The sequence below is a fragment of the Achromobacter xylosoxidans A8 genome (assembly GCF_000165835.1).
Lineage (GTDB): Bacteria > Pseudomonadota > Gammaproteobacteria > Burkholderiales > Burkholderiaceae_B > Achromobacter > Achromobacter xylosoxidans_B.
Map to the genome: position 1 here is coordinate 1,851,127 of NC_014640.1, position 20,196 is coordinate 1,871,322.

Genomic DNA, 20,196 nt, shown 5'->3' on the forward strand with positions numbered 1-20,196 from the left:
GACATGACGACATGACTTGCACCGTCGGGTTTTTCAATAGCGTTCCCATCGCAGTGCTGTTCGTGACGGTGGGCTTGGGATACCTGATCGGCAAGCTCAAAGTCGGGCCGATCCAGCTGGGCGGCGTGTGCGGAACACTCATCGTCGCCCTGCTGATCGGCCAGACGGGTTGCCAGATGCGCGGCGACCTGAAGGAAGTCGCGTTCGCCCTGTTCATCTTCGCAATGGGATATTCGGGCGGGCCGCAGTTCTTCGCCAACCTGAACCGCTCCAGCCTGCGCTACATCGCGCTGCCCCTCATTGAAGCCTTGCTGGTGCTGACCATCGTGCTGTCGGCAGTGCCGCTGTTCGGCCTGGACGCGGGGACGGCGGCGGGCCTTGCGGCGGGCGCGGCCACCGAATCAGCCGTGGTCGGGACCGCTGCCGAGGCGCTCAAGCACCTGGGCCTGGCGGACGCCGAGGTCCAGCGCATGGAAGCCAATATTGCCACGGCCTATACGCTGACCTACCTGGTGGGTCTGATCAGCATTGTGTTCTTCACCAGCCAGATCGCGCCGGCGCTGTTGCGCATGAATCTGCGCGAGGCCTCCAAGGCGTTGGAGGAAAAGCTGGGCGTCGCCGGGGGCGAGGGCGAGGACGCGAACATGCCCACCTTGCCGCGGCTCGTGGGACGCTCGCACGTGGTCAAGGACGCCGATGGCAAAAGCGTGGCCGAAGTGGAGTCCGCGCTGGGCGGGCGCACGGTCATCAGCCGCATCCTGCGCAATGGCGAGGCGGTGGACGCCACGCCCGAGGACATGTTGGCCACGGGCGATATCGTGGTGGTGCTGGGCTTGCGCCGCTTCGCGCTGCGTGCGGGTTCCGTCATCGGACCCGAAATCCAGTTGCCGGAAGCGCATGCCGACGATCTGCAACTCAGCGAGCTGGCCGTCATCGTCAACAAGAAGACGGTCAACGGCCATACCGTCGGGGAACTGGCGAAGCGGCCGAACGCCCGCCGGGCGCGCGGCGTCTTCCTGCAATCCATTGTGCGCTCGGGCCACTCCTTGCCGATCACGCTATCCACGGTGGTGCAGTATGGCGACCTGGTCACGCTGGTCGGCGCCGAGCCCGAATTGTCGGAAGCCGGTGCGGCCCTGGGCAACGAACTGCGGCGCAGCGGCGTGACCGACCTGGTGTTTCTGGCTTTCGGCATCCTCGCGGGCCTGATGATAGGCAGCCTGAGCGCACGGCTCTGGGGCATACCCGTGTCGCTGGGCAGCGGCGGCGGGGCGCTGGTCAGTGGCCTGGTCTGCGGCTGGATCAACGCCAAGCGGCCGGCGATAGGGCATATGCCGGACCATGCCGTGCAGTTGTTGAAGGACCTGGGGCTGGCGGTGTTCGTGGCCTGCGTCGGACTGTCGGCGGGACCCGAGGCCATTGCCTTGATCCGTGAACATGGCGCGGTGCTGCCGCTTATCGGCCTGCTGGTTTCGTTGGGGCCGGCCTGCCTGTCGCTTTGGCTGGGCCACAAGATCCTGAAGATCGAAGGGCCCCTGCTGGTCGGCGCCATCGCCGGCCAGCATGTCAGCACCCCGGCCATTAGCGCCATCCTGACGTCCAGCGGCAGTTCCGTGCCGCTGCTGGGCTACACGGTGACCTACGCCATCGCCAACGTGCTGTTGCCGGTGCTGGGGCCGATCATCGTGTCGCTGGCGCATCATTTGGCCTAGCGCGAGCCTTGTTGTAGCAGCGCGCATCCCTGCCAGGTCTGATCGTCGATCAGGCGCTTTATTTCGTCCTTGCACAGATCGATGACCCGGCTTACCGCCGGCGTGGGAGGCAGACTCTCGCTGGCGCAGAGCACCAGTTCACGCGACAGGGTTTCGTCCAGCGCGTGCGCCACGATCGATCCGTCCGCGATTTCAGGTTGGGCTGCCGAGGACGGCAGTATCGTGGCTGCCATTCCGCTGCGCACCGCCGGAACAAGGATCGCCGACGTGCTCGCTTCGGCGAACAGATTGCAGGTCAGGCCTGCCGTCAGGAAGGCATGGTCGAGGCGCGCGCGCAGGGTATTGGGCAGGCTGGGCAGGACGAGCGGCAAGGCGGCGAAGTCCGCAATGGCCAGGGTACGGCGCGGCAGCGTCACGCTGGCGTGGGCCAGCAAGAACAGGTTTTCCCGCAGCAGCGGCGTGCGCAGCAGGCCCTGGATAGGCTGCTGGTCCGGCGACAGGGAAAAATCGATGCGCCCCTGCAGAACCAGCTTGGTCAGGTCCGCGCTGGGCACGTCGACGATTTCCAGCACCACCGAGGGCAGTTCCGCCTTGGCGCGGCGCATCAGCGGCAGGGCCAGCATGCGGGCGGTGCTGGAGGCCAGCCCGATCGATACCGTGCCGGTGACCTGATCCGTGGTCTTGGAGAGCAGGCTGCGGGTGCTGTCGACCTGACGCAGAATGGTTTGCGCATGCCGGTACAGCAGCAGGCCTTCGGCGGTGGGCTGCGCGCCCTTGACGCCGCGCACCAGCAACGAGACGCCCAGGCTTTCCTCCAGCAGCGCCATCTGTTGGCTCAGCGCCGGCTGCGCGACGTGCAGGCTTGCCGCTGCGCGGGTCATGTTGCGCATTTCAACGACACGGACAAAGTACTTGAGTTGGCGCAGATTCATTGAATAAGAGAATCTTATGGATAGATCGGAAAATAGTATTTTCGGCGCTCTCGAGGTGCTGCCTAGAATGGGCTTCGCATCAAGGGAGAACGAAAATGAGTCTGCCGTTGGCAGGGTTGAAAGTGCTGGATCTGACCCGAGCGCTCTCCGGACCGTTCTGCACAATGATTCTCGGAGACCTGGGCGCTGAAGTCGTCAAGGTGGAGCCCATGCCGGCGGGCGAAATGGCGCGGCAATGGGGCCCCTTCGAAGAAGATATAAGTGTTTATTATCTTAGTGCCAATCGTAGCAAGCAAGGTATAGGCGTGGACTTCCGCAAGCCGGAGGGACTGGCGCTGCTGCGCAGAATGGCCCTGGCGTCCGACATCGTGGTCGAGAACTTCAAGGTCGGAACCATGGATGCGATGGGCCTGGGTTACGAGGCGCTGGCGCAGGAACAGCCGGGGCTGATCATGGCGTCGATCTCCGGTTTCGGCAGCAAGGGGCCGGCGCGGGACTGGGCTGGCTTTGACCAGGTCGCGCAAGGCTACTCCGGCTTCATGAGCCTGACGGGCTCGCCGGAGTCGGGGCCGATGCGAGTGGGCGTGGCCGTCGGCGACCTGACCGCAGGCATGTGGCTGGCGATAGGGATCCTGTCCGCCGTCGCGCAGCGTTCGTCGACCGGACGTGGGCAGCATGTGGAAACGTCGCTGCTGGCTGGACTCATGGCATTACTCAGCGTCCAGGGCCAGCGCTACCTCAGCAAGGGGGAAATCCCCGAACCCTGCGGCAACGTGCATCCGGTCATCGCGCCCTACGGTACCTTCGAGACCGCGGACGGGCCGCTCAATCTGGCGCCGGCGACCCAGGCGATGTGGGTCAAGCTCTGCGGCATTCTCGGGCTCCCCCATCTGGTGTCCGACGAGCGCTTCCTAACGAACGCGGAGCGCATGCAGCACCGCTATGCGTTGAAGCAGGAGCTGGAGGCTGGCCTCCAGCGCAAGACGCGCATGGAGTGGACTGCGCTGATGATCGAAGGCGGCATTCCCGCCGGACCCATCAATACCCTGGAAGACGTGTTCGCCGATGCGCAGGTGCAGGCATGTGGACTGGTGCGCACCCTGGACCACCCGCTGCTGGGCGAACTGCGGCAGGTGGACCTGCCCCTGGGCCTGAGCGCCGCGAGCACGGCAAGCCGCCGCGCCCCGCCTGTCTTCGGCCAGCACACGCGTGAAGTGTTCGCGCGCTACGGGATGGCAGATGCCGAGATCGATCGCCTGTTGGCGGACGGGGTGGCGCATCAGGCGGAGGTCTACGCATGACGGCGCCTTCCGATACACCCAGCTTGTCCATTGACGGACACGTTGCCACCGTCCGCCTGCGCAGGCCTGGCCATGCCAACCGGCTCGGTCCCCAGGACCTGGCTGTTCTCAGGGAGCATTTGGATCGGGTCAATGCGGACGACGCGGTCAGGGTGCTGCGCTTCCAGTCCGAGGGCAAGTATTTCTGCAGCGGCTATGACATTTCGTCCCTGGCGTCGGACCAGGCGCCCAGCTCTCTTTATTTTGGCCAGACCATGGACCTGATCGAGGCGGCGCGGCCAGTGACGATAGCGGCGGTCCAGGGCGGGGCCTATGGCGGCGGCACCGACCTGTGCCTGGCCTGCGATTTCCGCATCGGCACGCCGCAGGCGGATATGTTCATGCCGGCCACGCGGCTGGGCCTGCATTTCTACGCTGGCGGCATGTCGCGTTATGTGGCGCGGCTTGGCCTGGATCAGGCCAAGCGGCTGTTCCTGACCGCGGAAAAGCTCCAGGCCGACGAAATGCTGCGCATCGGATTCCTGACCGAACTGGTGCCCGAGGAGACGCTGGCGGCGCGGCTGGACGCCTTGAGCGCGCAGATAGCAGCGATGGCGCCGATCCCGCTGTTCGGCGTCAAGGCGCACCTGAACCGCATCGCGCGGGGCGAACTCGATCTGGCCGGAATCGAACAGGGGGTATTGCGTTCCGAGCGGTCGCATGACCTGGCTGAAGGCGCGGCGGCCTGGAAGGAGAAGCGCGCGCCGCATTTCACCGGCTGCTGACGCAGCCGGCGCATGAGCAGAGAGCCGCAGCACAAGCGGCTCCGATTCCACCAAAGGAGACACCGATGAAACCCGCTATCGCCGCCTGCGGCGCCGTACTTGCCGCTGTTGCCACTTTGTCCGCGATGCCCGGAGGAGCGCACGCGGCCGCTCCTTACCCCTCCAAGCCCTTGACGCTGGTGATCGGATTTCCGCCTGGCGGCGGGGCGGATCAGGTGGGCCGCGTCTATGCGAACGCACTTGCCAGGCAGTTGAAGCAGCCGGTCGTCATCGAAAACCGTCCTGGCGCAGGATCGACCATCGGCGCCAGCCTCGCCGCACGCGCCGCCGCCGATGGCTACACGCTGTACCTGGGCAATTCCAGCGTCATGGGCAGCGACAGCGCGCTGTACAAGGTGGATTACACGCCGGACAGCTTCGTGCCCGTGGCGCAGCTGACCACCGGTCCCATGGTGCTGATTGCGAACGCCAAGCTGGGGCTGAAAGACGTGCAGGACCTGATCGACCGGGCCAAGAGCAAGCCGGGGTCCATCAACGTCGCGTCGTCCGGCAACGGCGTCATCACGCACCTGGCGGCGGTCGAGTTCATGACGCTCTCCGGGGTGAAGCTGATGCATATTCCCTTCAAGGGAGGGGCCGCAGCGGCGCAATCCGTGGCAGCGGGCGACACCGACGTCTCGTTCGCCACGGCGCCGTCGGCCAAGTCGGTGATCGACACCGGCAAGGTGGTGGCGCTGGCGGTCACGTCCGGCCAGCCCTCCCGGCTGTTGCCCTATCCTCCCATTTCGCAGACCGTGCCCGGCTATGACCTCTCCAACTGGTGGGGCATCTTCGCTCCCAAGGGCACGCCGGCGGAAGTGCTGGAGACGCTGTTCAAGGCCAGCAATGAGGTGCTGGCTCAGCCCGACGTGCAGCAGGGCATGGCCGCCGGCTATGAAGAAGTGACGCCGTCCGCGTCCCTGGCCGCGTTCGGGGACTATGCCCGCAAGGAAGGAGGCAAGGGTTTAAGATTGGCCAAAGAAAGCCTAGAGACTGCCAATTGATGGAGACACCATGCCCTACGTAACCCCGCTGCAGGACTTCCGCTTCGCCTTGAACGAGCTGGCCGGACTCGGCGAAGTCCTGAAGCTCCCCGGCTTCGAAGAGGTCACGCCGGATCTGGTGGACGCCATCCTGGAAGAAAACGGCCGCTTCGTCGAACAGGCCGTGGCGCCGCTGAACGTGCCGGGCGACACGCAGCCACCGGTCTGGAAAGACGGCCAGGTCACCACCACGCCGGGCTATGCGCAGGGTTTCAGGGACTACGCGGCGGGCGGCTGGCAGGGCTTGCAGCATCCCGTGGCCTGGGGCGGGCAGGGGCTGCCCAAGCTGGTTGCGGCGGCGCCGGGCGAGAACATCCAGGCGGCCAGCCTGGCGTTTTCCTTGTGTCCCATGCTGACGGACGGCGTGATCGAAGCCCTGCTCACGGTCGGATCCGAAGCGCAGCGCAAGCAGTACGTGCCGCAACTGATCGGCGGCAAATGGACCGGCACGATGAACCTGACCGAGCCGCAGGCCGGTTCGGACCTGGCCCAGGTCGCGACCCGCGCGGTGAAGCAGGCTGACGGCAGCTACCGGCTGAGCGGCCAGAAAATCTTCATCACCTATGGCGACCACGACCTGGCCGAGAACATCATCCATCTGGTGCTGGCGCGCACCCCGGACGCGCCCGCCGGGGTGAAGGGCATCTCGCTTTTCATCGTGCCCAAGTTCCTGGTTCAGGCCGACGGCAGCCTGGGCAAGCGCAACGACGTCTGGTGCGCGTCGCTGGAGCACAAGCTGGGCATCCACGGCAGCCCCACCGCCGTGTTGCTGTACGGCTCGGGCAAGGGCGAAGTGGGCGAGGGCGCCATCGGCTATCTGGTCGGCGAACAGAACCGCGGCCTGGAATACATGTTCATCATGATGAATGCCGCCCGCTATTCGGTGGGGCAGCAGGGTATAGGCGTGTCGGAGCGGGCCTGCCAGCACGCGCTGGCCTATGCGCGCGAGCGCGTACAGGGGCGGGCGGTCGAAGGCTCCGCCGCTGCCGTGGCCATCGTGCGCCATCCCGACGTACAGCGCATGCTGATGACCATGAAGGCGCTGACCGAGGCGGCGCGCGCCGTGTCCTATGTGACGGCGGCAGCGCATGACAAGGGCACGCATCATCCCGATCCGGAGCAGCGCTCGCGCAACCGGGCCTTCTATGAATACATGGTGCCCATCGTCAAGGGCTTTTCGACCGAGACTGCGGTCGAGGTCGCATCCTTGGGCCTGCAGGTGCATGGCGGCATGGGCTACATCGAGGAAACCGGGGCGGCGCAGTACTACCGCGACGCACGCATCCTGCCCATCTACGAGGGCACGACCGCGATCCAGGCCAACGACCTGGTCAGCCGCAAGACGCAGCGCGACGGCGGCGCTACCGCCCATGCCGCGATCGCGGCGATGCGGGAGACGTTGCGCGCCGTGGAGACCGAGGCGAAGCGCGCGTCCGCGGGCGAGCAGGAGGGGCTGCGCCTGCTGCGCGACAACCTGGACAGCGCCATCCAGGCCTACGAGGCCGGCGTGGCCTTCATCCTGGAACAATCGCCGACCAATATCAGGGCGGTCTATTCCAGCAGCGTGCCTTATCTGATGCTGGCCGGGGTGGTGCACGGCGGCTGGCAGATGGCGCGGGCCGTGCTGGCCTGCCGGCGCCACCTGGCGGCTGGGTCCACCGATCCGTTCCATACAGCCAAGCTGGCGACCGGATTGTTCTACGGCGCCCACATCCTGCCGCGGGCGCTGGCCCTGTCGGCCGCGGTGCGGGCGGGAGTGGTGGCGGACGCCTGCGGCGCCAGCTTGAATATTGCATAAGGTTATATGACTTGCGTATTTCCCCAGCTACAGGTTTGATGGAAGAATCGTTTCACAGGCGCTAGCTTGCGCCAAGAAACGCTGTTCTGCGCCGCCTGCCGCGACGGGCGGCCAGCCCCTCACCTGCATCCGCACACAGGAGACACCATGAGTCATCTACGCCTGGGCGACACCGCCCCTGATTTCGAACAGGAATCCTCGGCTGGACCGATCCGCTTCCATGAGTATCTGGGTAACAGCTGGGGTGTGCTTTTCTCGCACCCGGCCGATTTCACGCCCGTCTGCACCACCGAACTGGGCTACACCGCCAAGCTGGCCGACGAGTTCGCCAAGCGCAACGTGAAGGTGCTGGCGCTGTCAGTGGACGGCACTGATTCGCATACCAAGTGGATCGAGGACATCAACGACACGCAGTCCACCAGGGTCAACTTCCCGATCCTGGCCGACAAGGACCGCAAGGTGTCCGAGCTCTACGACATGATCCACCCGAACGCCAACGCCACGCTGACGGTGCGTTCGGTGTTCATCATCGACCCCAACAAGAAGGTGCGCCTGACCATTACGTATCCGGCCAGCACCGGCCGCAACTTCAACGAAATCCTGCGAGTCATCGACTCCCTGCAACTGACCGACAGCCACAGCGTTGCCACGCCGGTGAATTGGGAAGATGGCGACGACGTAATCATCGTTCCGTCGCTGCAGGACGAGGCCGTGATCAAGCAGAAATTCCCCAAGGGCTACAAGGCCGTGCGCCCCTATCTGCGCATCACGCCGCAGCCTAATAAGTAAATTCGGAAACCGCAGGGGCTGGTCCCCGTTCGAAACCGCCGCCTGCCCTTTGGGGAGGCGGCGGTTTTTCATTGGGGCGCGCGTGGGGGCAGGGCAGATTCCCATTGCTGGGACGCCGGTCCTATATGCCTGCGAGCGATGAGCAACCAAATAATGATTCGTTCCGTTCAGAACGCCCAGCCAGCACACTTGCTCCCACATTGCCGAACACAGGGAGCATGGGATGTCTTTCAGGAAAGCCGGTTGGTTGGCCGCCTTGGCCGCAGTGACGATGTCGTTTGCCGCGATCGCGCCGGCGCAGGCGCAGCAGAAGCAGACGCTCCTGAACGTCTCGTATGACCCGACCCGCGAGCTGTATCGCGCGATCGACGACGCGTTCATCAAGCAATACAAGGAAAAGGCCAACGTCGACCTGACCATCCGCCAATCGCACGGCGGTTCCGGCCGCCAGGCGCGCTCCGTCATCGACGGCCTGGAAGCCGACGTGGTGACCCTGGCGCTGGCCTACGACATCGACGCCGTCGCCGACCGCGGGCTGCTGCCTGCCGACTGGCAGGCCCGCCTGCCGCAGAACAGTTCGCCCTATACCTCCACCATCGTGTTCCTGGTGCGCAAGGGCAACCCCAAGCAGATCAAGGACTGGGACGACCTGGTCAAGGACGGCGTACAGGTCATCACGCCCAATCCCAAGACCTCGGGCGGGGCGCGCTGGAACTACCTGGCGGCCTGGGCCTACGCGCTGGAGAAGAACGGCGGCAGCGAGGACAAGGCGCGCGCCTTCGTCGGCGACCTGCTCAAGCACGTGCCGGTGCTGGATACCGGCGCGCGCGGCGCTACCACCACCTTCGTGGAGCGCGGCGTGGGCGACGTGCTGCTGGCCTGGGAAAACGAAGCCTTCCTGGCGTTGGAAGAGCTGGGTCCGGACAAGTTCGACATCGTGGTGCCGTCGCTGTCCATCCTGGCCGAACCGCCGGTGGCCGTAGTCGACAAGGTCGTGGACAAGAAGGGCACCCGCGCTGCGGCGCAGGCCTACCTGGAATTCCTCTACACGCCCGCCGCGCAGGAAATCATTGCCAGGAACTACTACCGGCCCATCGACAAGACCGTGGCCGCCAAGTACGAAAGCAAGTTCCCCAAGGTCAAGCTCGTGACCATCAACGACCAGATCTTCGGCGGCTGGCGCAAGGCGCAGAAGGATCACTTCAGCGACGGCGGCACCTTCGACCAGATCTATCTGCCGCAAAAGAAATAAGCACATCACGATCGGACGATGGCCATGACTACAGCCTCGAACCCGGCGGCAAGCGGCGCGCAAGCGCCTTTTGCCTTTCGGCGCAACAGCCCGGGCGTGCTGCCCGGATTCGGCATCTCGATGGGTTACGCGGTGCTGTACCTCAGCATTCTCGTGCTCATCCCGCTGGCGGCCTTGCCGATCAAGAGCGCGGGACTGGGCTGGCAGGGCTTCTGGGACACCGTGACCGCGCCGCGCGTCGTGGCTTCGTACCAGCTGACCTTCGGCGCATCGCTGATCGCGGCGCTGGTGAATCTGGTGTTCGGCACGGTGGTGGCCTGGGTGCTGGTGCGCTACCGTTTCCCGGGCAAAAAAATCCTGGACGCGCTGGTGGACCTGCCGTTCGCGCTGCCGACGGCGGTGGCCGGCATTGCGCTGACCTCGCTGTATTCGCAGAAGGGCTGGCTGGGCGGGCCGCTGGCCGACTGGTTCGGCTGGAAGGTGGCGTTCACGCCGCTGGGCATCGTCATCGCGCTGATCTTCATCGGCGTGCCGTTCGTGGTGCGCACGGTGCAGCCCGTGCTGGAAGACGTGGAGCGCGAGATCGAGGAAGCCGCGGCCAGCCTGGGCGCCAACCGCTGGCAGACCATACGCCGGGTATTGCTGCCCATCATCATGCCGGCCCTGATGACTGGCTTCGCGCTGGCCTTTGCGCGCGCGGTGGGCGAGTACGGCTCGGTGGTGTTCATCGCGGGCAATATGCCCATGGTGTCCGAGATCACGCCGCTCTTGATCATCGCCAAACTCGAGGAATTCGACTACGCCGGCGCCGCCGCCATCGCCACGGTGATGCTGGCGCTGTCCTTCGCGTTGCTGCTCGTCATCAATCTGCTGCAGGGCTGGCAGGCTCGCCGCAACCTCGGGAGGCTCGCATGAGCGCCGCGGACCGTCCCGCCCATCTGACCGAGCCGCGCTGGGTGCGCGGCGTGCTGCTCTTCATCGCGCTGGGATTCCTGGCGCTGTTCCTGCTGGTGCCGCTGGCGGCGGTATTCGTCGAGGCGTTCAAGAGGGGCTGGCAGCTGTACCTGGACGCCATTATTGAACCGGACGCGCTCGCGGCCATCCGCCTGACGCTGCTGGTCGCGGCTATCGCGCTGCCGGTGAACCTGGTGTTCGGCGTGGCAGCGGCCTGGGCCATCACCAAGTTCCAGTTTCGCGGCAAGCAGTTCCTGATCACCTTGATCGACTTGCCGTTCTCGGTGTCGCCGGTGGTGGCCGGGCTGGTGTTCGTGCTGCTGTTCGGCACCCAGGGCTGGTTCGGCGGCTGGTTGCAGGAGCACGACATCAAGATCGTCTACGCCGTGCCGGGCATCGTGCTGGCCTCGCTCTTCGTCACCTTTCCTTTCGTGGCGCGCGAACTGATCCCGCTGATGCAGGCGCAGGGCAGCGAGGAAGAGCAGGCCGCGCTGACCCTGGGCGCGAGCGGCTGGCAGATCTTCTGGCGCGTGACGCTGCCCAACATCAAGTGGGGCCTCTTGTACGGCGCCATCCTGTGCAACGCGCGTGCCATGGGCGAATTCGGCGCGGTGTCGGTGGTGTCCGGGCAGATTCGCGGCCTGACCAACACCATGACTTTGCACGTCGAGATTCTCTACAACGAATACCAGTATTCCGCGGCGTTCGCCGTGGCGTCGTTGCTGGCCCTGCTGGCGTTGGTGACGCTGGTGGCCAAGAACGTCGTCGAGTGGCGCAACGCGCGCTTACAGCAAGCCGCCGACCTGCCGGTCGAGTATCCCGGCCAGCCGGCCGCCATCAAGCCGGCCCTGGCCTGACGCGGCGGCCTGCAAGGAGACCAAGCATGAGTATCGAAGTCCGCAATCTATCCAAGCGCTTCGGCCAGTTCCGCGCGCTGAACGACGTTTCGCTGCATATTGAAACGGGTGAGCTGGTCGCGTTGCTGGGCCCATCGGGCTGCGGCAAGACGACGTTGCTGCGCATCATCGCGGGGCTGGAATCGGCCGATTCCGGCAGCGTGCTGTTTGCCGGCGAAGATGCCACCGCGGTGGACGTGCGCCAGCGCCAGGTTGGTTTCGTGTTCCAGCACTATGCGTTGTTCAAGCACATGACGGTGTTCGAGAACGTGGCCTTCGGCCTGCGCGTCAAGCATCGTTCACAGCGCCCCTCGGAAGACGTGATCCAGCGCAAGGTGCATGACTTGCTGGGACTGGTGCAGCTGGACTGGCTGGCCGACCGTTATCCGGCGCAGCTCTCCGGCGGCCAGCGCCAGCGCATCGCGCTGGCGCGCGCGCTGGCCGTGGAGCCGCGGGTGCTGCTGCTGGACGAGCCCTTCGGCGCGTTGGACGCCAAGGTGCGCAAGGAATTGCGGCGCTGGCTGCGCCGTCTGCACGACGAGCTGCACGTGGCCAGCGTGTTCGTCACCCATGACCAGGAAGAAGCGCTGGAAGTGTCGGACCGCGTGGTGCTGATGAATTCGGGCCGCGTCGAGCAGGTCGGCACGCCGCGCGAGGTCTGGGAAGAACCTGCCACGCCGTTCGTGTACGGCTTTCTGGGCGACGTGAACCAGCTGCAGGGCTTTGCCACGCGCGGCGTCTGGAACGGTGCCGGCCTGTCCTTGCCCGCGCCGGAGCTGGCCCAGGCCGAAGCCCAGCGCGCCACCGCCTACGTGCGGCCGCACGAGTTCGACGTCGAGCGCTATCGCGCCGGCGCGGACGGCATTCCGGTGCGCCTGGCACACGCCTTCCTCGCCGGTCCCAGCGCCTACCTGGAGCTGGCCAGCGAGGATTCCGACGCCATCATCGAAGCCGAGGTGCCCGAGTCCCTATACCGGGAACTGGGCCTGCGCGATGGCGAAATCCTGTTGGCGCGTCCGCGGCGGGCGCGCATTTTCGCGACGCAATCATGAGCGCTACTGATCTCTCTCTTGAACTCGAGGCGGGCCTCGCGGCGCGCTGGCGCGACCTGGGCTTGCGGCTGGCCGACGTGCAGCGGCGTTACCCGGACGCCGCGCTGGCCTCCTCGCTGGCGGCCGAGGACATGCTGCTGACGCACGCCATCTACAGCGCCGGCCTGGACCTGGAAGTCTTCACGCTGGACACGGGCCGGCTGCATGCCGAAACGCTGGGCGTGCTGGACGCCGTGCGCGAACGCTATGGCCGCGAGGTCACCGTGTACCGGCCGGTGGCGGCCGCCGTCGAACAGCACGTCGCCGAGCACGGCGCCTACGCCTTCTACGAAAGCGTGGAACTGCGCAAGGCCTGTTGCCAGATTCGCAAGGTCGAGCCGCTCAAGCGCGCGCTCGCGGGACGCGGCGCCTGGATCACCGGACAGCGGCGGGCGCAATCCACCACCCGTGGCGAATTGCCGCTGGAAGAGGACGACAGCACCTTCGGCCTCTACAAGTTCAACCCGCTGGCGGAATGGAGCGAGGACGAGGTCTGGTCCGCCATCCGCGCCTTGGGCATTCCCTACAACCCGCTGCATGACCAGGGCTATCCGTCCATAGGCTGCGAACCCTGTACGCGTGCCATCCGGTCTGGCGAGGACCTCAGGGCGGGGCGTTGGTGGTGGGAGTCGTCGGACTCCAAGGAATGCGGCCTGCATGCGGGCAACCGGGTCATCAGCATCGCGGCGCGCGCCGATTGATGCGGCCCACGAATTCGAAATCTGTTTTAGGGGAAGTGCATATGTCTGCTGTGATCCAACGCAGCCACCTGGATTGGCTGGAATCGGAAGCCATCTTCATCCTGCGCGAGGTGGCCGCCGAAAGCGAAAAACCCGTGCTGCTGTTCTCGGGCGGCAAGGATTCCGTGGTGCTGCTGCGTCTGGCCGAGAAGGCCTTCCGGCCGGGACGGTTTCCGTTTCCGCTGATGCATATCGATACTGGCCACAACTTCGACGAAGTGATCGCCTTCCGCGACGCGCGCGCATCTGAACTGGGCGAGACCCTGATCGTGCGCAGCGTCGAGGATTCGATCGCGCGCGGCAGCGTGGTGCTGCGCCGCGAAACCGATTCGCGCAATGCCGCCCAGGCGGTCACGCTGCTGGAGGCGATCGAGGAATTCGGCTTTGACGCCTGCATCGGCGGCGCCCGCCGCGACGAGGAAAAAGCCCGCGCCAAGGAACGCATCTTTTCGTTCCGGGACGAATTCGGCAAGTGGGATCCGAAGGCTCAGCGCCCGGAACTCTGGAACCTGTTCAACACCCGCGTGCATCGCGGCGAGAACATGCGCGTCTTCCCGATCTCGAACTGGACCGAGCTGGACGTCTGGCAATACATCCAGCGCGAGCAGCTGGCGCTGCCATCCATCTACTACAGCCATGAGCGCGAGGTCGTGCGCCGCAAGGGCCTGCTGGTGCCGGTCACGCGGCTGACGCCGCCGCTGGAAAGCGAACAGGTCGAACGCCTGCAGGTGCGCTTTCGCACGGTGGGCGACATCTCCTGCACCTGCCCGGTGGCGTCCGACGCCGCCGACACCATGGCCATCATCGCCGAAACCGCGGTGACCGACATTACCGAGCGCGGCGCCACGCGCATGGACGACCAGACTTCCGAGGCCTCGATGGAGCGCCGCAAGAAGGAAGGCTATTTCTGATCGCATGACACGCCGGCATGCGCCGGCGACCAGGGACGCACATGAACGCACTAAACGATTCTTTTCTTTCCGGCGCCGACACGGGCGTGTTGCGCCTGATCACCGCGGGTTCGGTGGACGACGGCAAGTCCACGCTGATCGGCCGCCTGCTGTATGACAGCAAGGGCGTGTTCGCCGACCAGCTGGATGCGATCTCGCGCGCCAAGCACAAGCGGGTGGCGGGCGACGGCATCGACTTCTCGCTGTTGACCGATGGCCTGGAGGCCGAGCGCGAGCAGGGCATCACCATCGACGTGGCCTACCGCTATTTTTCGACGCCGGCGCGCAAGTTCATCATCGCCGATGCGCCGGGGCACGAGCAGTACACGCGCAACATGGTCACGGGCGCGTCGACCGCGGACGTGGCCGTCATCCTGATCGATGCCACCCGCGCGGCCGACGGCGTGCTGCTGCCGCAGACCAAGCGCCACAGCACTATCGCGCGCCTGCTGGGCATCCGCCACATCGTGGTGGCGGTCAATAAGATGGACCTGGTGGAGTGGGACCGCGCCGTGTTCGAGCGCATCCGCGACGCCTATGCCGACCTGGCGCGCAAGCTGGGCATTGAGCATTTCGACGCGCTGCCGCTGTCGGCGCTCAACGGCGACAACGTCGTCACCTTGTCACCGCAGACGCCGTGGTACCAAGGGCTGCCCTTGCTGGCCTTGCTGGAATCGCTGGACCTGGCGAGCGACGGCCGCGTCTTGCCGCTGCGCTTTCCGGTGCAGTGGGTGGCGCGCCATGACGGCAACCGCAAGGACGATTTCCGCGGCTATGCCGGCCGCGTCGCCAGCGGCGTGCTGCGTCCTGGCGATGAGATCGCGGTGCAGCCTTCGGGCGTGACCGCGGTCGTGCGCGAGGTGCGCGCCTTCGACCGCGCGCTGGATGAAGCTGTCGCGGGCGACTCGATCACGCTGGTGCTGGACCGCGACGTGGACGTGTCGCGCGGCGACGTGATCGTGCATGCGTCGGCGCCGGCGCAGGTCACGCGCGAGTTCGAAGCGGAGTTGTGCTGGCTTGATGCGCAAGCTTTGAATCCGGCGCGCAAGTATCTGCTGAAGTCGGGCACGCGCCTGACCTCGGCGAAGATACGCGCGGTGCTGTCGCATCGAGACATCCACGAATTGCAGGAAGTGGAGAACACCGAAGGCACGCTGCGCATGAACGACATCGGACGCGTGACGCTCACCACGCGCGAGTCGCTGGCGGTCGATCGGTATGCCGATGTGCCCGCGACCGGCGCCTTCATCCTGATCGACGAGGCCACGCACCAGACCGCGGCGGCGGGTATGTTGCGGTAACGCGTAAGAGGCCGGAAAACAACGGATTTTCGGCCTTCCAGATCTTGTTGTTTTTTCGCTAAACCTAGTATTGGCGCGGGTTTCGGCGCGATCTCGCCTGGTGAAATCGATTTGTCCGGACGGCGTCGGCGTCTTGCGGTAAAGTGGGGCTGTCTTACGAAAAGGCTTTTGGTGCTTGTCAAAACCACTGTGTTTTTGTACAGTAGTTTTCATGGCACGCACCGATCATTCTTTTCCCGCCGGTTCTGGGTCCCCGGCTGCCGCCCCCGCCGCCTTGCGCGGTCGGGGTGCGGTTACTAATGTTCGGCATCGCTTTCAGCGCGATGACCGTGTGCAGGTCGACGACGGCTGGTCCTCCTCCGGTCTACCGGCCGACTTCGTTGAATCCGTCCCTGATAATTTTTCCGAAGCCGCCGCTGACAAGCCAGCCGAGCGCGTCATTCCCATCCTGCCGGACGCGCGCATCGCGCCCGCCGCTCCCAAGACCACGGTCACCGCCGAAGAGGCGCGCAAGATGCTGTCGCGCAACGATTCGCCGGACATTCCCTTCGACGTGGCGGTCAATCCTTACCGGGGCTGCGAACATGGCTGCGTCTATTGCTACGCCCGGCCCACCCATTCCTACCTGGGTATGTCGCCCGGGCTGGACTTTGAAACCCGGCTGGTGGCCAAGGCCAATGCGGTCCAGGCCCTGCGCGCCGAACTGGCCCGGCCCGGCTACAAGCCGTCTCCCATCAACATCGGCTCCGCCACGGACGCTTATCAGCCCATCGAACGCGAATGGCGCCTGACCCGTGGCCTGCTGGAACTGATGCTGGAAACCCGCCATCCGCTGACCATCGTCACCAAGAACGCGCTGGTCGCCCGCGACCTGGACCTGCTGGCCGCGCTGGCCGAGCAAAAGCTGGTGGTGGTGTACATGAGCATCACCACGCTGGATGCCGGCATGGCCCGTACGCTGGAGCCGCGTGCCGCCGCGCCGTGGCGCCGCCTGGAAGCCGTGCGCAGCCTGACCGATGCCGGCGTGCCGGTGGGCGTGCTGGTGGCTCCCATCATTCCGTTCATCAACGACGAGTCCATGGAACACATCCTCCAGGAGTCCAAGGCGGCCGGGGCGCATTACGCCAGCTACACCGTGCTGCGCCTGCCCTGGGAGGTCAAGACCCTGTTCGAGGACTGGCTCAACGCCCATTTCCCCGACCGCGCCCAGCGCGTGCTGCATCGCATCGAAGACCTGCGCAATGGCCGCCGCAACGACCCCAATTTCGGGTCGCGCATGCGCGGAACCGGCGTCTGGGCTGATCTGCTGCGCCAGCGCTTTAGCCTGGCCACGCGCAAGCTGGGCTTGAACCGCCACCGCCTGGCGCTGGATTGCGACCGTTTCCTGCCTCCCGCCGCGCTTGCGGCGAAGGTTGCCGATTTTCTATCCCCGGTTGGCGCGCAAGCGTCTTCAGGGGTCCCTTTTCCCGCCGTATCGCCCGCAGCTGGCGGCGCGCACGGGCGCGTAGCGCGCCAGTTGCAAGCCATGGCCGCAGGCCAGTTGTCATTGTTCGATTGACCGCCGGCTGCCGCCGCGCATGCCTGCCGGGGGGCTATGCCCTGGCGCTGGACCGTCTTTGCTAGGAGTTCCCATGAACACCGCTGATATTTCCGTCTTGTCGGACGACCTCGTCGTCACGCTGAACCCGCTGCGCCGCAGCTCGCACCGCGCCCGCGCCTGGTGCGCCAAGGTGGCAGGCATGGCGATGCCCTGGAATTCGCCTGCGGCCGACGTCGAGCCGCGCCGTCGCGCGCGGCCCGGTTCCGGGCCTGCGCGTTGGCCGTTCCCCCCGGCGCCCGCCGAAGCCGGCGCACTGACCGGCCAAGCCGTTGCCGCTCCGCTGCCGATGCCTGCGCCTGCCGCGCCTGCGGCCGCTGTCGGGGTTTCAGCGGCTGCGGCGCCAGCCACCCGGGAACGCAGCCTGGGCAACGCCACGGTGGAACCCGTGACGGCTCAGGTGACGATGAAGGCCATGGTGATCGACGTGGTGATGGTATTGGCTTGGGGCGCGATCATCCCCGGCCTGATGTGGCTGGGCGCCGCCGCTGGGTTTTGAACGGCGGCAGGCTCCGCCGGAACTGGCCAGGCGAAACCTGCCCGTGCAGGACGCCGACGGAACGTTAGCCAAGGACAGCCCGTGAACCGGCACTGCCCGACCGAGTACCCGTCAGCTCGATCCCAGCAGGATGACGCCGGCCAGGATGGACAGGCAGCCTAGCAGGCGGCCGATTCCGACCTTTTCCCGCAGCAGGAACATGCCAGCCAGGGTGCCCAGCATCATGGACATTTCCCGGGCAGGGGCCACCAGGCTCAGTGGCGCGCCGTTGCGCAAGGCGTACAGCACCAGTATGTAGCCCAATGGCGACAACAGGCCCACCGCCAGCGCCAGATGCCAGTGTCCGCGCATGGCCTCCCAGGCCTGGGGGCGGCGGCGCAGCATGTGAGGGGTCATCATGGTTGTGCGGGTCACGCAGGTAAACCAGTCGAACAGCACCGGGCTGATCAGCAGCACCTTCACGCCGTAGGCGTCGACGACGGTATAAGCGGCGATGAACAGGCCGATCACCACGCCCCAGCGCACACCTATCCACGCCTGCGCCTGCTTGAAGATGGCCAGCCGGCCCTGCGTCGCGATCAGCAGCACGCCGGCTACCACGCAGAGCATGCCGATGATGCCGGTACTGGTGGCGGGTTCGCCCAACAGCAGAAAGGCGCCGGTGGTGGACAGCAGCGGTCCGGTGCCGCGCGCAATGGGGTAGACCACCGACAGATCGGCCACCTGATAGCCCCGTTGCAGGCACAGGCTGTAGCCCAGATGCAACAGGCTGGAGGTCAGGATGGCGGCGACCACGGGCCAGGTCCAGGTCATGCCGTCGTGCATCAGCACCCAGATGACCCACGGCGCATACAGCACCGACGCGCACAATCCATAGGCGAAGACGAAGGGCGCGCCCACCATGGCCGCGCGCTTGGCGAGCAGATTCCACGTGGCGTGGGCCATTGCCGCCAGGACGACCAAGATCAGGGACGAGTACGACATGTAGGAACAGCGTCAAATGACGTGTTTGTTACAGAAGACGGAAGGGTACTCCAAACCGCGAGAACCGGGGCCATGTTACCTGATGCCCTGAGCGATTTTTGGTGTAGAATCATTGGTTTGCCAAATCTCATCCTCTGCTTGCGGCACATGCAACGGGGGCTGGTCTCACCGCCAGCTAGCCGTGCAACACGCGACGGATGCAGGCAGCGCACATAGCGCAGCCTTGCAAAAACCGCGTGAACAACATCGAACGGCAAAAGTTTTAGTCCGCAAAGACATGATGATCTAGGAGTTCTCATGAACCTCATCGCTATCCTGGAACAGGAAGAAATTGCCCGTCTGACCGGCGGTCAAGCCAAGCCTGAATTTGCTCCTGGTGACACCGTCATCGTGAGCGTGAACGTCGTTGAAGGCACCCGCAAGCGCGTGCAGGCTTTCGAAGGCGTCGTGATCGCCAAGCGCAACCGCGGCCTGAACTCCGCGTTCACCGTGCGCAAGATTTCGTCGGGTGAAGCCGTGGAGCGTACGTTCCAGCTGTACTCGCCGCAAATCGCCGGCATCGAAGTCAAGCGCCGCGGCGACGTGCGCCGCGCCAAGCTGTACTACCTGCGCAACCGCTCGGGCAAGTCGGCGCGTATCAAGGAAAAGCTGGTCAGCAAGCAAGCCTCGGCGGCTTGATCGCTTATCGGCACACGGCCCTACCAGTGTCGGACGCTCACGCCATCCAGCGTTTTCGTTCGGCACGGGTTTCCGGGTTAAAAAGGCACCTGCGAGGGTGCCTTTTTCTTTTTGCAGAGCCGTATGTCTGATTCCTCGTCTTCCCCGCGGCCCCGGCGGCCGCTGGCGCGTCCCGGCTTCGACCCGGCGACGCAACCCTGGGTGGTGGCCAACGAGTCCCTGCCGGCCGTGCCCAGCCGTCTGCTGACCCCCGATTCGCTGCGGGGCACGCTCAGCCAGCCGTCCACCTGGACGCTGGAGCTTTCGCGCGACACCGACCTGCGCTATCCCGGCCGCGAAGGCGTGCCCGTGCCGGCGGCGGTGCTGATCCCTCTGGTGACGCGCGACAACGGCGTGCACATCATGTTGACGCAGCGCGCCGCCCACCTGCACGACCATGCGGGCCAGATCAGCTTTCCGGGCGGGCGCATCGAAACCAGCGACTCCACGCCGGAGGCCGCTGCCTTGCGCGAAGCGCAGGAAGAAACCGGGCTGCCAGGCAATCACGTGGAAGTGCTGGGCAGCATGCCGCCGTACCTGACGGCGACGGGTTTTTCCATCATTCCGGTGGTGTCGCTGGTGCGCCCGGGCTTCGACCTGGCGCCGGACGCGTTCGAGGTGGCCGAGGTGTTCGAGGTGCCGCTGTCGTTCCTGATGGATCCGGCCAACCACCGGCTGTACGAAGCCCGCCTGGATGACGGCCGGGTGCGCCAGTATTACGGCATGCCCTACGGCAAGTATTTCATCTGGGGCGCGACCGCCGGCATGCTGCGCAACCTCTATCACTTGCTGCGCCACGGCTTCACGCCGCGCTGATCCTGTCTGGCGCGTTTCGCC

At 65.7% G+C, this 20,196-nt stretch carries 19 protein-coding genes; 17 read left to right on the forward strand and 2 right to left on the reverse strand.

The features are described 5' to 3' along the window. Nucleotides 1-11 precede the first annotated feature (11 nt). Complete coding sequence (gene aspT / locus AXYL_RS08610) at nucleotides 12-1,712, forward strand: aspartate-alanine antiporter (protein ID WP_013392410.1); 1,701 nt, start codon at nucleotides 12-14, stop codon at nucleotides 1,710-1,712. Here the strand turns inward: aspT and AXYL_RS08615 are convergent. Then, nucleotides 1,709-2,644: a LysR substrate-binding domain-containing protein gene (locus AXYL_RS08615; RefSeq protein ID WP_013392411.1), complete on the reverse strand. Its 936-nt coding sequence runs from the start codon at nucleotides 2,642-2,644 to the stop codon at nucleotides 1,709-1,711. The genes aspT and AXYL_RS08615 overlap by 4 nt on opposite strands. A 95-nt stretch (nucleotides 2,645-2,739) precedes the next feature. On the opposite strand from AXYL_RS08615, the gene AXYL_RS08620 reads away from it, so the two are divergent. From AXYL_RS08620 to AXYL_RS08685, 14 genes are all read left to right on the forward strand, one after another. Next, entirely contained in the window at nucleotides 2,740-3,945 is a 1,206-nt protein-coding gene (locus AXYL_RS08620) for a CaiB/BaiF CoA transferase family protein (RefSeq protein WP_013392412.1), read from the forward strand. Next, nucleotides 3,942-4,709, forward strand: a complete 768-nt coding sequence (locus AXYL_RS08625; protein WP_013392413.1) for an enoyl-CoA hydratase/isomerase family protein — start codon at nucleotides 3,942-3,944, stop codon at nucleotides 4,707-4,709. The genes AXYL_RS08620 and AXYL_RS08625 overlap by 4 nt, the downstream gene beginning before the upstream one ends. A 65-nt stretch (nucleotides 4,710-4,774) precedes the next feature. After that, nucleotides 4,775-5,752 (forward strand): tripartite tricarboxylate transporter substrate-binding protein, encoded by a 978-nt coding sequence (locus AXYL_RS08630; RefSeq protein ID WP_013392414.1) that lies wholly within the window; start codon nucleotides 4,775-4,777, stop codon nucleotides 5,750-5,752. Between the two features lie 10 nt (nucleotides 5,753-5,762). After that, complete coding sequence (locus AXYL_RS08635) at nucleotides 5,763-7,589, forward strand: acyl-CoA dehydrogenase (protein WP_013392415.1); 1,827 nt, start codon at nucleotides 5,763-5,765, stop codon at nucleotides 7,587-7,589. 147 nt (nucleotides 7,590-7,736) lie between these two features. Next, nucleotides 7,737-8,378 (forward strand): peroxiredoxin, encoded by a 642-nt coding sequence (locus AXYL_RS08640; RefSeq protein ID WP_013392416.1) that lies wholly within the window; start codon nucleotides 7,737-7,739, stop codon nucleotides 8,376-8,378. 271 nt (nucleotides 8,379-8,649) lie between these two features. Continuing rightward, nucleotides 8,650-9,630: a sulfate ABC transporter substrate-binding protein gene (locus AXYL_RS08645; protein WP_085947848.1), complete on the forward strand. Its 981-nt coding sequence runs from the start codon at nucleotides 8,650-8,652 to the stop codon at nucleotides 9,628-9,630. A 24-nt stretch (nucleotides 9,631-9,654) separates the two neighbouring features. Continuing rightward, nucleotides 9,655-10,545, forward strand: coding sequence for a sulfate ABC transporter permease subunit CysT (gene cysT / locus AXYL_RS08650; RefSeq protein WP_041655295.1), 891 nt, complete (start codon nucleotides 9,655-9,657; stop codon nucleotides 10,543-10,545). Beyond that, a complete protein-coding gene (gene cysW, locus AXYL_RS08655) occupies nucleotides 10,542-11,441 on the forward strand; it encodes a sulfate ABC transporter permease subunit CysW (protein ID WP_013392419.1) in 900 nt (299 codons plus the stop codon). The genes cysT and cysW overlap by 4 nt, the downstream gene beginning before the upstream one ends. 26 nt (nucleotides 11,442-11,467) lie before the next feature. Next, on the forward strand, nucleotides 11,468-12,532 hold the full coding sequence (locus AXYL_RS08660) for a sulfate/molybdate ABC transporter ATP-binding protein (RefSeq protein ID WP_013392420.1): 1,065 nt from the start codon (nucleotides 11,468-11,470) through the stop codon (nucleotides 12,530-12,532). Next, complete coding sequence (locus tag AXYL_RS08665; protein WP_013392421.1) at nucleotides 12,529-13,272, forward strand: phosphoadenylyl-sulfate reductase; 744 nt, start codon at nucleotides 12,529-12,531, stop codon at nucleotides 13,270-13,272. The genes AXYL_RS08660 and AXYL_RS08665 overlap by 4 nt, the downstream gene beginning before the upstream one ends. A gap of 41 nt (nucleotides 13,273-13,313) precedes the next feature. Beyond that, complete coding sequence (cysD, locus tag AXYL_RS08670; protein ID WP_013392422.1) at nucleotides 13,314-14,222, forward strand: sulfate adenylyltransferase subunit CysD; 909 nt, start codon at nucleotides 13,314-13,316, stop codon at nucleotides 14,220-14,222. A 41-nt stretch (nucleotides 14,223-14,263) separates the two neighbouring features. Further along, nucleotides 14,264-15,562: a sulfate adenylyltransferase subunit 1 gene (locus tag AXYL_RS08675; protein WP_013392423.1), complete on the forward strand. Its 1,299-nt coding sequence runs from the start codon at nucleotides 14,264-14,266 to the stop codon at nucleotides 15,560-15,562. A gap of 211 nt (nucleotides 15,563-15,773) precedes the next feature. Further along, nucleotides 15,774-17,120, forward strand: a complete 1,347-nt coding sequence (locus AXYL_RS08680; protein WP_013392424.1) for a PA0069 family radical SAM protein — start codon at nucleotides 15,774-15,776, stop codon at nucleotides 17,118-17,120. Between the two features lie 73 nt (nucleotides 17,121-17,193). After that, entirely contained in the window at nucleotides 17,194-17,658 is a 465-nt protein-coding gene (locus AXYL_RS08685) for a hypothetical protein (protein WP_013392425.1), read from the forward strand. Between the two features lie 111 nt (nucleotides 17,659-17,769). Here AXYL_RS08685 and AXYL_RS08690 read toward each other — a convergent pair whose 3' ends face one another. Continuing rightward, nucleotides 17,770-18,642, reverse strand: coding sequence for a DMT family transporter (locus AXYL_RS08690; RefSeq protein ID WP_013392426.1), 873 nt, complete (start codon nucleotides 18,640-18,642; stop codon nucleotides 17,770-17,772). Between the two features lie 297 nt (nucleotides 18,643-18,939). Between AXYL_RS08690 and rplS the strand changes: the two genes are divergently transcribed. Together rplS and AXYL_RS08700 are read left to right on the forward strand one after the other, a co-directional pair. Then, nucleotides 18,940-19,320, forward strand: coding sequence for a 50S ribosomal protein L19 (gene rplS / locus AXYL_RS08695; protein ID WP_006218237.1), 381 nt, complete (start codon nucleotides 18,940-18,942; stop codon nucleotides 19,318-19,320). 123 nt (nucleotides 19,321-19,443) lie between these two features. After that, nucleotides 19,444-20,175 carry a CoA pyrophosphatase gene (locus AXYL_RS08700; protein ID WP_013392427.1) on the forward strand — a complete coding sequence of 244 codons (732 nt, stop codon included), beginning with the start codon at nucleotides 19,444-19,446 and terminating at the stop codon, nucleotides 20,173-20,175. Nucleotides 20,176-20,196: the final 21 nt, after the last annotated feature.

Bases quoted from the DNA above. Each gene is read 5' to 3' on its own strand.
- AXYL_RS08615 (WP_013392411.1), bottom strand. From the start codon at position 2,644: ATGAATCTGCGCCAACTCAAGTACTTTGTCCGTGTCGTTGAAATGCGC.
- AXYL_RS08635 (WP_013392415.1), top strand. From the start codon at position 5,763: ATGCCCTACGTAACCCCGCTGCAGGACTTCCGCTTCGCCTTGAACGAG.
- AXYL_RS08620 (WP_013392412.1), top strand. From the start codon at position 2,740: ATGAGTCTGCCGTTGGCAGGGTTGAAAGTGCTGGATCTGACCCGAGCG.
- AXYL_RS08645 (WP_085947848.1), top strand. From the start codon at position 8,650: ATGTCGTTTGCCGCGATCGCGCCGGCGCAGGCGCAGCAGAAGCAGACG.
- AXYL_RS08675 (WP_013392423.1), top strand. From the start codon at position 14,264: ATGAACGCACTAAACGATTCTTTTCTTTCCGGCGCCGACACGGGCGTG.
- AXYL_RS08625 (WP_013392413.1), top strand. From the start codon at position 3,942: ATGACGGCGCCTTCCGATACACCCAGCTTGTCCATTGACGGACACGTT.
- AXYL_RS08680 (WP_013392424.1), top strand. From the start codon at position 15,774: ATGGCACGCACCGATCATTCTTTTCCCGCCGGTTCTGGGTCCCCGGCT.
- cysT (WP_041655295.1), top strand. From the start codon at position 9,655: ATGACTACAGCCTCGAACCCGGCGGCAAGCGGCGCGCAAGCGCCTTTT.
- AXYL_RS08630 (WP_013392414.1), top strand. From the start codon at position 4,775: ATGAAACCCGCTATCGCCGCCTGCGGCGCCGTACTTGCCGCTGTTGCC.
- cysW (WP_013392419.1), top strand. From the start codon at position 10,542: ATGAGCGCCGCGGACCGTCCCGCCCATCTGACCGAGCCGCGCTGGGTG.
- AXYL_RS08700 (WP_013392427.1), top strand. From the start codon at position 19,444: ATGTCTGATTCCTCGTCTTCCCCGCGGCCCCGGCGGCCGCTGGCGCGT.
- AXYL_RS08665 (WP_013392421.1), top strand. From the start codon at position 12,529: ATGAGCGCTACTGATCTCTCTCTTGAACTCGAGGCGGGCCTCGCGGCG.
- rplS (WP_006218237.1), top strand. From the start codon at position 18,940: ATGAACCTCATCGCTATCCTGGAACAGGAAGAAATTGCCCGTCTGACC.
- cysD (WP_013392422.1), top strand. From the start codon at position 13,314: ATGTCTGCTGTGATCCAACGCAGCCACCTGGATTGGCTGGAATCGGAA.
- AXYL_RS08640 (WP_013392416.1), top strand. From the start codon at position 7,737: ATGAGTCATCTACGCCTGGGCGACACCGCCCCTGATTTCGAACAGGAA.
- aspT (WP_013392410.1), top strand. From the start codon at position 12: ATGACTTGCACCGTCGGGTTTTTCAATAGCGTTCCCATCGCAGTGCTG.
- AXYL_RS08660 (WP_013392420.1), top strand. From the start codon at position 11,468: ATGAGTATCGAAGTCCGCAATCTATCCAAGCGCTTCGGCCAGTTCCGC.
- AXYL_RS08690 (WP_013392426.1), bottom strand. From the start codon at position 18,642: ATGTCGTACTCGTCCCTGATCTTGGTCGTCCTGGCGGCAATGGCCCAC.
- AXYL_RS08685 (WP_013392425.1), top strand. From the start codon at position 17,194: ATGAACACCGCTGATATTTCCGTCTTGTCGGACGACCTCGTCGTCACG.